Raw genomic sequence first — 8907 nt, forward strand, 5'->3', positions numbered from 1 at the left:
CCCCAGACCCGCCCCGGTCAGTTCCACTATGCCAATACCAATTACCTATTGTTGCAGCGCTGGATCGAAGCGCACACGGGCCAACCGCTCGCGCTCGTCCTCCAGGAGCACCTTTTGGACCCCATTGGCTTAAATGACACCACCCTGGAGATCACACCCCAACCGGATCTGGTCAGCGGTTACGGGAACTGGGATGGGGACGGCCATCCCGATAACTTTTCTAGGATTAACGAAGCCTATGGCTTGGGCGATAGCGGCTTGGTGAGTACGGCTGCCGATCTCGATCGCTTTGCCCAGGCCCTCTTTGTCCAGCACTGCCTCCTTTCCCCGGAACTGCAAGCACTCATGTCCCAACCCCCATCGGGGAGCCTATCCCAACCAGATGGCGAGATCGGCTATGGTCTCGGCCTCGAAAGCTGGCAAACCCCCTGGGGAACCGCGATCGGGCATGGAGGGCGTTTTGGGGGATTTGTAACGCTTATGTTACATATAAGTAATTATCAACTCACCATGATTGTGATGATCAACCACGAGGATGGGGATGCTAGGCACCTGGCGGCATTGGCGCAAAAGCTTTTACTTACAGGCGATTGAGCGATTCTAATCAGAACCAAGAACGGGATAATGCGCAAGACTGCGATCAATGCGATCAATATTTTTTTGAGGAAGTACTTATCAAAAGTTCAATTTACTTCATATACTAGGGGATAGGTATTTCTCCCCATTAGTGTCATGTCTGGTACTGAATTCCCCTGGCTCACAGGAATCATCCTCCTCCCCCTCCTCGCAGCACTGTTGATCCCCTTCCTTCCCGATCAACACGGCAAAACCATTCGTTGGTACGCCCTTGGCGTTGGCTTGGCCGACTTTGCCCTCATGCTCTACGGATTTGGGCAACACTTCGATCTTCATAACCCGGCCCTGCAAATGGCTGAGCGGGTAACCTGGATTCCCCAACTGGGTGTCCAGTGGTCCCTGGCCGTCGATGGGGTCTCAATGCCCCTGATCCTGCTGACGGGGGTGATCAACACCCTGGCGATCGTGGCTGCCTGGAAAGTAGAAACCAAGCCCCGCCTGTTCTACTTCCTCATGCTGGCCCTCTACAGTGCCCAGATTGGCGTCTTTGCCGCCCAGGATTTACTCCTCTTCTTCTTCATGTGGGAACTGGAACTGATTCCGGTTTACCTGCTGATTTCAATCTGGGGTGGCCCCAAGCGCCTCTACGCCGCCACCAAGTTCATCCTCTACACAGCGCTGGCTTCGATCTTCATCCTAGTAGGTGGCCTCGCCCTCGCTTTCTACGGCGGTAACGTCACCTTTGACATTGCTGAATTGGGCCTGAAAAACTACCCGATCGGTCTGGAGATTCTGGCCTACGCGGCCTTCCTGATTGCCTTCGGCGTAAAGCTGCCCCTGTTCCCCCTCCACACCTGGCTACCCGATGCCCACAGTGAAGCCAGTGCCCCCGTTTCCATGATCCTGGCCGGAGTGCTGCTAAAGATGGGGGGCTATGCCCTAATTCGCCTGAACCTGGAATTGCTGCCCAGTGCCCATATCTACTTTGCGCCCGTCCTTGTCATCCTCGGTATTGTCAATATTATTTACGGTGCGCTGACCGCCTTTGGGCAAACCCACCTGAAGCGACGGCTGGCCTGCTCCTCCATCTCCCACATGGGTTTCGTCGTGCTGGGGATTGCCTCCTTCACCGAGATTGGCCTGAACGGGGCAGTGCTGCAAATGCTCTCCCACGGGCTGATTGCGGCAGTCCTCTTCTTCCTCACTGGCGTTACCTACGAGCGTACCCACACCCTCGATATGCCCAAGCTGGGTGGCTTAGCCCAGTCCATGCCCAAGACCTTTGCCCTGTTCACAGCGGGGTCCTTTGCCTCCCTCGCGCTACCGGGGATGAGCGGTTTTGTCGGTGAATTAACTGTATTCCTCGGCCTTGCTAACAGCGATGTGTATACCACTAGCTTCAAAGCCCTAGTCATCTTCTTGGCAGCAGTGGGGCTGGTGCTCACCCCGATTTACCTACTGTCGATGTTACGTCAGGTCTTCTACGGGGCCAAGAGCAATTCTGGCATCGTGATCGAGGACTACCTGGGAGATCTCAAGCCACGTGAGATTGTCGTTGCTGTGTGCTTGTTACTGCCGGTCATTGGGATGGGTCTGTACCCGAAATGGGCCACCCAAGCCTATGACGTAACCACGGTGCAAGTGGCCTCTAACGTGCGGGAGGTCCTGCCCTTGGTGGTGCAACAACGGCAACCGCTTTATGCCCGTGCCTTCACAGCGCCCAAATTGCCGACGCCGGAACCGCAAGCTCTCTTGGGGATTACCCACTAACCCGGGTAGGGCGGGGTGGGGCAATCCGCTCCCCCGCCCCGCTACTCACACGTCTGACCGCAGGGGGTGTCGTGTTCTCGGTTTTAAAGTCAATCTTAAAGGTGCCCGCCAACTCTAGACGCTAAAAGCTGACCTGGATATTCTAGGAATATCAATGGCTTAATACGAAAGCAAGGTCAGTGAATTATGACGGACTTGAATCGCGGCATTATGAAGTTTGACGGGGCCGACAGCCTTCTGGCCATTCTGGTATCGGCAGTGCTGATTTTGGGCAGTATTGGGGTGTTGATCTGGTGGTCCCTCCATTCTGCGTATGTCATTGGTTAGGGGATTGGGCTAGACAGCCATGCGGGCGATCGCCTCGGTAGCTTCGGGGGAATACCGCTGGGTGTGGTGAGCAAAAACGGGTTGAAATCTTAAGTGAAATCTTAAGAAATATCCCCTCCTGATGGGTGAGGACTCGCAAAGCCGGGGCGTTCGCTTACAATAGAGGGAGCGGAGACGCATGTTTCCGTTCACTCCTCACACCACACTCCGCCTAGGCACTGCCTAGGCGGTTCCTAATCCAGGCTTCGGGGCAAAGCAGGTTTTTGGGAAAACTCAGTAGATCGAAAAGCTGTTGTGGGACAGCCTAGACGGCTATCCCTTCCCTGGTTTAGTGTGGCTCTACTGAAACTGGCCCTTTGAGACCCAACAAATCCTGAGCATAGCCTTTGGCATGAAAAGGCACCGCGAACAGAAGCAACAGCATTGTCAGCAAACGTTGCTAATTGTGACTGAATGTATCTGTATGCGCGAGTTTGGTCGAGGACGGGTTCCAGTTTGTTATATTGAGTGCTTGAGAGAAAACAAGAGGCAAGGAATTTTCCGATGTCAGCAGCCGCAGCCGTTACGGACACTACATTCAAACAAGAGGTGCTGGAGAGCGACCTTCCCGTTTTAGTGGATTTTTGGGCACCTTGGTGCGGTCCCTGCCGCATGGTGGCTCCAGTGGTGGATGAAATTGCCGAGCAATATGACGGGCAGGTCAAGGTTGTCAAGGTGAACACGGATGAGAACCCCAGTATTGCCAGTCAGTATGGTATCCGAAGTATTCCCACGCTGATGATCTTCAAGGAAGGTCAGCGGGTTGATATGGTGGTGGGTGCCGTGCCCAAAACCACGCTGGCCACAACCCTCGAAAAGTACCTCTAAGGTCCATTCTAAGGTTCTTTCTGGGAACAAATTGGTCTTGGTGGAGCGCTCTAGAAGATGATGTCTGGGGCGCTTTTAAGTCCGTTTTGACATAAGGATTATGGTCTCCCTTCCCCCTGACGATGCGGCATTGGCAACGGAGGTTGCTAACTTAGTTGCCCAGTTACCTAACCTCAAGCACAATCAGTTGATCCGACAGGCCCTTAGTACGCTCGTTCGGTTGGCTGGGGGTGAGATCGATCGCCTGGATTGGAAAATTCTCGCTTCAACCTTACAAGATATGGAGCGGGCCGCCCAAGCGTTCTATGCCTACCGTCATGTTCGCAAGGTCACAATTTTTGGTTCGGCACGGCTACAAGCAGCTTCACCGGAATACCAACAGGCGGTGGACTTTGCCCGGTGTATTACCCAGCAGGGGTTTATGGTGATCACGGGGGCGGGGGGCGGCATTATGGAGGCGGGGAATGCGGGGGCCGGACCGGATCATTCTTTTGGTTTGAATATTCGGTTGCCCTTTGAGCAAAAGGCCAATCCCTACATTGAAGGCGATCCCAAGCTGGTGACGTTTAAGTATTTCTTTGTGCGCAAGCTGTTTTTGCTGAAGGAAAGTGATGCGGTGGCGTTGTTTCCGGGGGGCTTTGGCACCCAGGATGAGGCGTTTGAGTGTTTGACCCTGAGCCAGACGGGGAAGTTTGGGCCGGTGCCGATGGTGTTGATCGATCGCCCTGGGGGGACTTATTGGCAAGCGTGGAATACCTATATTGAAGATCACCTGCTGAAGTCGGGGCTGATCAGTCCAGCGGACCCCAGTGTCTATACGATTACCGATCGCCTGGATGTGGCCTGCCAAGCGATCGCGGATTTCTACCGGGTGTACCACTCCTGTCGCTACGTGGGGGATCTGCTCGTGATTCGGCTCAAACACGAGTTACTGGATGCGGATGTGGCGCAGTTGAATCAGGATTTCAGCGATATTTTGGTGAAGGGTACGATCCAGAAATGCCCGACGCTGCCAGAGGAGGCCGGGGATGAGACGGCAGGTTTGCCCCGGATCAGTCTGTACTTCAACCAGCAAGATTTAGGTCGTCTGCATCAATTGATCTTGCGATTAAACCAGTTGGGAGCGGCGTATCCAGAGGCCCGCCATCCGGAGCAGAAGTAAGGAACCCTATCGCCGGGGAGTTAGCCACTCGCCAACAACGCCGTTGCCAGGAATGTTAGGCTGAAATCAGTATGCCCAGCGGTGATCGTCATGCCCCCATCCCAGCTACCCCCTGCGCTCAGTTCCCTGCCGGCCCGTGAAACACTGCCGACAATGTACGATCTGCCCAGTGAAGATCCGGAGGAGCCAGGGTTGCCGGACGAGTTTCATGATCTCCAGCCGCAGTTGTTGCGGGAAACTTGCCAGTCGCCGATCGTGGGACCAGAGGCCCTCTTTTTTGGCACGGATCTGAATCTTTACTATGATTGGCGACATCCGCTCTGGCATAAGCGCCCGGATTGGTTCCTGGTCGTCGGGGTGAATCCCGCCACCCGGCAGCAAGATTTGCGTTGGAGCTATGTGGTCTGGCAGGAGCAGGTGGTGCCGTTTCTGGTGCTTGAGTTGTTGTCGCCGGGGACAGAGGATGACGATTTGGGCCAAACGATGCGGGGATCGAATCAACCGCCCACTAAGTGGGAGGTCTATGAGCAAATTTTGCAGATTCCCTACTATGGGGTGTTCAATCGCTACGAGAATCACTTTCGCTTGTTCCGACTGCACGAGGGCTGCTATGAGCCAGTAGCGTTGGTGGAACCTCGGTTTTGGTTCCCGGCGTTGGGGCTGGGCTTAGGCGTTTGGCAGGGAGCCTATGACGGGGTTGAGGGGTTGTGGTTGCGGTGGTATGACGGGGAGGGGAATTGGGTACCAACGCCAAGAGAACGATCAGTGATGGATCGGTTGCGAGCAGAACAAGCATCGCTACGGGCCGAGCAGGAGCGAGAACGGGCCGAGCAGGAGCGAGAACGGGCGGAACGGTTGGCGGCGCGGTTGCGGGCCTTGGGAATCGATCCGGAGTTGGATTAAGCAAACACGACGGTACGATTCCCGTAAACGAGGACCCGGTTTTGCAGATGGAGGCGCACCGCTCGTGCCAGGACAATCCGCTCCAGATCCTTGCCTTTGCGAATCAGGTCGCTCGTATCATCGCGATGACTCACCCGTACCACATCCTGTTCAATAATGGGGCCTTCATCCAGATCGCTCGTGACATAGTGGGCCGTGGCCCCAATAATTTTCACCCCCCGTTCATAGGCCCGTTGATAGGGATTGGCCCCCGCAAAAGCTGGCAAAAATGAATGGTGAATATTGATCATCTGGGGAAACTGGGCGACAAATTCCGGGGAAAGAATTTGCATATATTTAGCCAGCACCACCAAATTGATCTGGTATTCTTGCAACAGTCCTAGTTGTTTCGCTTCCTGTTCAGATTTGGTATCTTTTGTAACCGGGAGGTGGTAATAATCAATGCCAAACTGGTCGGCAATGGGTTGCAGGGTCGGATGGTTGCTAATGATTAGGGGAATCTCAGCCGCGAGTTCCTGGGCTTGTTGTCGCCAAAGGAGGTCCAGCAAGCAATGATCCTGGCGGCTGACCCAAACCGCAATGCGCGGGATGGTGTCTGAGAAGTGTAGCTGCCAAGTGGCCCCTAGGGGTTGGGCGATCGCTTGAAACGCGGGGCCAATTAAATCACGAGGCAAGTTAAAGCCCTGTAGCTGCCACTCAATTCGGGTCAGGAAGGTCTTGGAATTAAAGTCTGTATGGTGATCCGCATGGATAATATTGCCACCGTTAGCATAGATAAAATTAGCGATCTTAGCGACGAGGCCCCGTTGATCGGGACAGGAAACCAGTAAGGTAGCAGTGGGGCTAGACATGTTACAACGAAGAGGGTGGGTGCATTGGACACAAATAGATCATCTAGACAATCCGATCGCGTCTCAGCGGAGTGGCGATCGTGAATTGTGTAGTTAAGGGTAAGCACAGGGAAGCATCATACCGTTCACAAGTCCTGAGGAGAGCCATCTTCGGGAAAATGACGGGCACACTGCACGGATCATTGCCTATTGTAGTTGCCGAAGAGGATCAAAGATTGGCATGGCATTCATGAAGTTTCCAGACTTTCGTCGGCAGGAGACCACCACAGCCGATTTGCCAGCCCAAACAGCACTGGGGGGGGCCTCGATCCTTGCACCCAAATCACTGCGAGCCGCTTTAACTGCCGAGCCGTCAAGCCTACCCATTGAGGACAATGCTGAACCAAGCGAACTGGTCACCCAATTTCTAGAGATCGGGATCGCCCTATCCAGTAGCCGCAATCTGGAAGACATTTTGCAGTTAATCCTCCAGATCAGTTGTGAGATTACGTGCAGTGATGCCGGTAGTGTTTATCTGATCGATCGCAGCGGTCCCGAACCAAGTTTGATCTTTAAGGTAGCCCAGAACGCCTCGCGCCCCAACGTTTCCTGGAAAGAATTTACGGTTCCGATTACCCAAAATAGTTTGGCGGGCTACGTGGCCATCACTGGAGAAAGCCTGAACCTGCCGGACGCCTACCACCTACCGCCAGGGGTCCCTTACAAGCTCAACCCCCAATTTGATCAAGCGATTCCCTACAAAACGCGATCAGTTTTGGTGCTGCCAATGCAGAACCAGGAAAAGGAAATTATTGGCGTGCTCCAGTTGATTAACCGGAAACGAAGTCCGGACCTAATTGTGGGGCCAGAAAATGTCCACCAAGTGACGATTCCCTATTCCAAGTGGGAAGAAAAGGTGATCCGGATCTTGGCCTGCCAGGCAGCCGTTTCGATCGAACGCAGCCAACTACAGGACAGCATTGAACAGTTATTTGAAGGCTTTGTCACGGCATCAGTACGGGTGATTGAAGCCCGCGATCCCACCACTTCCGGCCACTCAGAACGGGTCGCCGCCTTAACCGTGCGGCTAGCGGAGGAATCCCATGCGATCAGTAGCGGCCCCTTGCGCGGACTGGTGTTTAACGATCGCCAAATTCAGGAAATCCGCTATGCAGCCCTGCTCCATGACTTCGGCAAGGTTGGCGTTCCAGAAGCCGTTCTCGTCAAGGCCAAGAAGCTCTATCCCGATCAATTGGAAGTCGTCCGCCATCGCTTCGCCTTAGCCCGACGCACCCTGGAGTTGGAATGCGCCCAAAATAAATTTCGCCACTTAATCGAACATCCCCACCACGATCATGCGGGGGAAAATGCCGGGTGTCTGCACTGCCAAACCCAAGCCGAATTCGATCGCAAACTGACAACAGCCCTGGAAAAACTGGATCACTACTGGCAACGGGTCCTGGAAATCAACGAACCCCAAATCTTGGAAAGTCGGGGCTTCCAGATTCTAACCGAAGCCGCCCTCGCCGAACTCGCCGAACTGTCCCACTATACCTACCAAGATATTGATGGAACCCTGAAACCCCTGTTAACCCCCACCGAGTTGGAGCAACTGTTGGTTCCCCGTGGAAATCTGACGAAGCAGGAGCGATTCGCGATCGAAAAACACGCAGAACATACCTATAACTTCCTCATCCAAATTCCCTGGACCAAGCACCTCAGCCAGGTGCCCGATATTGCGCGGGGGCACCATAAAAAGTTAGATGGGAGCGGCTATCCCTATGATTTAGAACTTCCTGAAATCCCGATCCAAACCCAAATGCTAACGATCGCCGATATTTACGACGCGCTCACAGCGGCTGATCGGCCCTACAAGCGGCGGCTTCCCGTGGCGGCAGCCCTTGATATCCTGCACCAGGAAGCCGACAAACACAAACTTAACGCCGATCTGTTGCAACTCTTTGAACACCGCCAAGTCTTTACCTCCGTAGGGCACCATCTAGACAGCGAGTAGACCCGATAATAAATTCTGCAACGTTTGTAGTGACGACTTCAGTCGTCATAGGCTAGAGCTTTACCCTCGTGTGGATATGGAAATGAAAGCAATCATGAATAGGGCGTGACGACTTCAGTCGTCATAGGCTAGAGCCTTACCCTCCAAACCATGCGAAAAATGCGAAATTGATGAGCCGCTGCACTCGTCCCCTGGGCATTTAGTACCCGGACTGCCAGTTACAGTTTTTTACAATTCGGTAACCGGTGGGCAACCATTGTCCAAATTCCAGGACACTGAGTCTATTGACAACTCCCCGGCCTAAAGGCGCGGGGATTCTTGGCTCACAGGGTGTCTTAGACATTGCCCTCACCAAGCTTCTTGACGATGTGCCCCACCGCTGCAATCCCGCGCTGCCTCACTACCTGAGCTGCTGCTACATCCCGATGCGCGGTGTAGCCACACTCTGGGCAGTGATG

At 54.1% G+C, this 8907-nt stretch carries 8 protein-coding genes; 7 read left to right on the plus strand and 1 reads right to left on the minus strand.

Annotated features, from left to right (window positions below; all coding sequences use genetic code 11):
- The 6 genes from ACWIUF_RS16390 to ACWIUF_RS16415 all read left to right on the plus strand — a co-directional run.
- Positions 1 to 594, plus strand: a 594-nt coding sequence (locus ACWIUF_RS16390) for a serine hydrolase domain-containing protein (protein ID WP_448573597.1), incomplete at its 5' end; no start/stop codon positions are given.
- 138 nt (positions 595 to 732) lie between these two features.
- Complete coding sequence (locus ACWIUF_RS16395) at positions 733 to 2346, plus strand: NAD(P)H-quinone oxidoreductase subunit 4 (RefSeq protein WP_448573598.1); 1614 nt, start codon at positions 733 to 735, stop codon at positions 2344 to 2346.
- Positions 2347 to 2532: 186 nt separating this feature from the next.
- A complete protein-coding gene (locus ACWIUF_RS16400; protein WP_265902371.1) occupies positions 2533 to 2673 on the plus strand; it encodes a hypothetical protein in 141 nt (46 codons plus the stop codon).
- A 543-nt stretch (positions 2674 to 3216) separates the two neighbouring features.
- Positions 3217 to 3540, plus strand: a complete 324-nt coding sequence (gene trxA, locus ACWIUF_RS16405; RefSeq protein ID WP_448573599.1) for a thioredoxin — start codon at positions 3217 to 3219, stop codon at positions 3538 to 3540.
- 100 nt (positions 3541 to 3640) lie between these two features.
- Positions 3641 to 4702 carry an LOG family protein gene (locus ACWIUF_RS16410; RefSeq protein ID WP_448573600.1) on the plus strand — a complete coding sequence of 354 codons (1062 nt, stop codon included), beginning with the start codon at positions 3641 to 3643 and terminating at the stop codon, positions 4700 to 4702.
- Between the two features lie 90 nt (positions 4703 to 4792).
- On the plus strand, positions 4793 to 5605 hold the full coding sequence (locus ACWIUF_RS16415; RefSeq protein ID WP_448573601.1) for a Uma2 family endonuclease: 813 nt from the start codon (positions 4793 to 4795) through the stop codon (positions 5603 to 5605).
- Here ACWIUF_RS16415 and purU read toward each other — a convergent pair.
- Entirely contained in the window at positions 5602 to 6456 is an 855-nt protein-coding gene (purU, locus tag ACWIUF_RS16420; protein ID WP_448573602.1) for a formyltetrahydrofolate deformylase, read from the minus strand. The genes ACWIUF_RS16415 and purU overlap by 4 nt on opposite strands.
- Before the next feature lie 220 nt (positions 6457 to 6676).
- On the opposite strand from purU, the gene ACWIUF_RS16425 reads away from it, so the two are divergent.
- Complete coding sequence (locus tag ACWIUF_RS16425) at positions 6677 to 8449, plus strand: HD domain-containing phosphohydrolase (RefSeq protein ID WP_448573603.1); 1773 nt, start codon at positions 6677 to 6679, stop codon at positions 8447 to 8449.
- The last annotated feature ends 458 nt before the right edge of the window (positions 8450 to 8907 follow it).

This window comes from Trichothermofontia sp., assembly GCF_053493415.1.

Coding starts and splice junctions, on each gene's coding strand:
- purU (WP_448573602.1), bottom strand. CDS start 6,456: ATGTCTAGCCCCACTGCTACCTTACTGGTTTCCTGTCCCGATCAACGG.
- ACWIUF_RS16395 (WP_448573598.1), top strand. CDS start 733: ATGTCTGGTACTGAATTCCCCTGGCTCACAGGAATCATCCTCCTCCCC.
- ACWIUF_RS16425 (WP_448573603.1), top strand. CDS start 6,677: ATGGCATTCATGAAGTTTCCAGACTTTCGTCGGCAGGAGACCACCACA.
- trxA (WP_448573599.1), top strand. CDS start 3,217: ATGTCAGCAGCCGCAGCCGTTACGGACACTACATTCAAACAAGAGGTG.
- ACWIUF_RS16415 (WP_448573601.1), top strand. CDS start 4,793: ATGCCCCCATCCCAGCTACCCCCTGCGCTCAGTTCCCTGCCGGCCCGT.
- ACWIUF_RS16400 (WP_265902371.1), top strand. CDS start 2,533: ATGACGGACTTGAATCGCGGCATTATGAAGTTTGACGGGGCCGACAGC.
- ACWIUF_RS16410 (WP_448573600.1), top strand. CDS start 3,641: ATGGTCTCCCTTCCCCCTGACGATGCGGCATTGGCAACGGAGGTTGCT.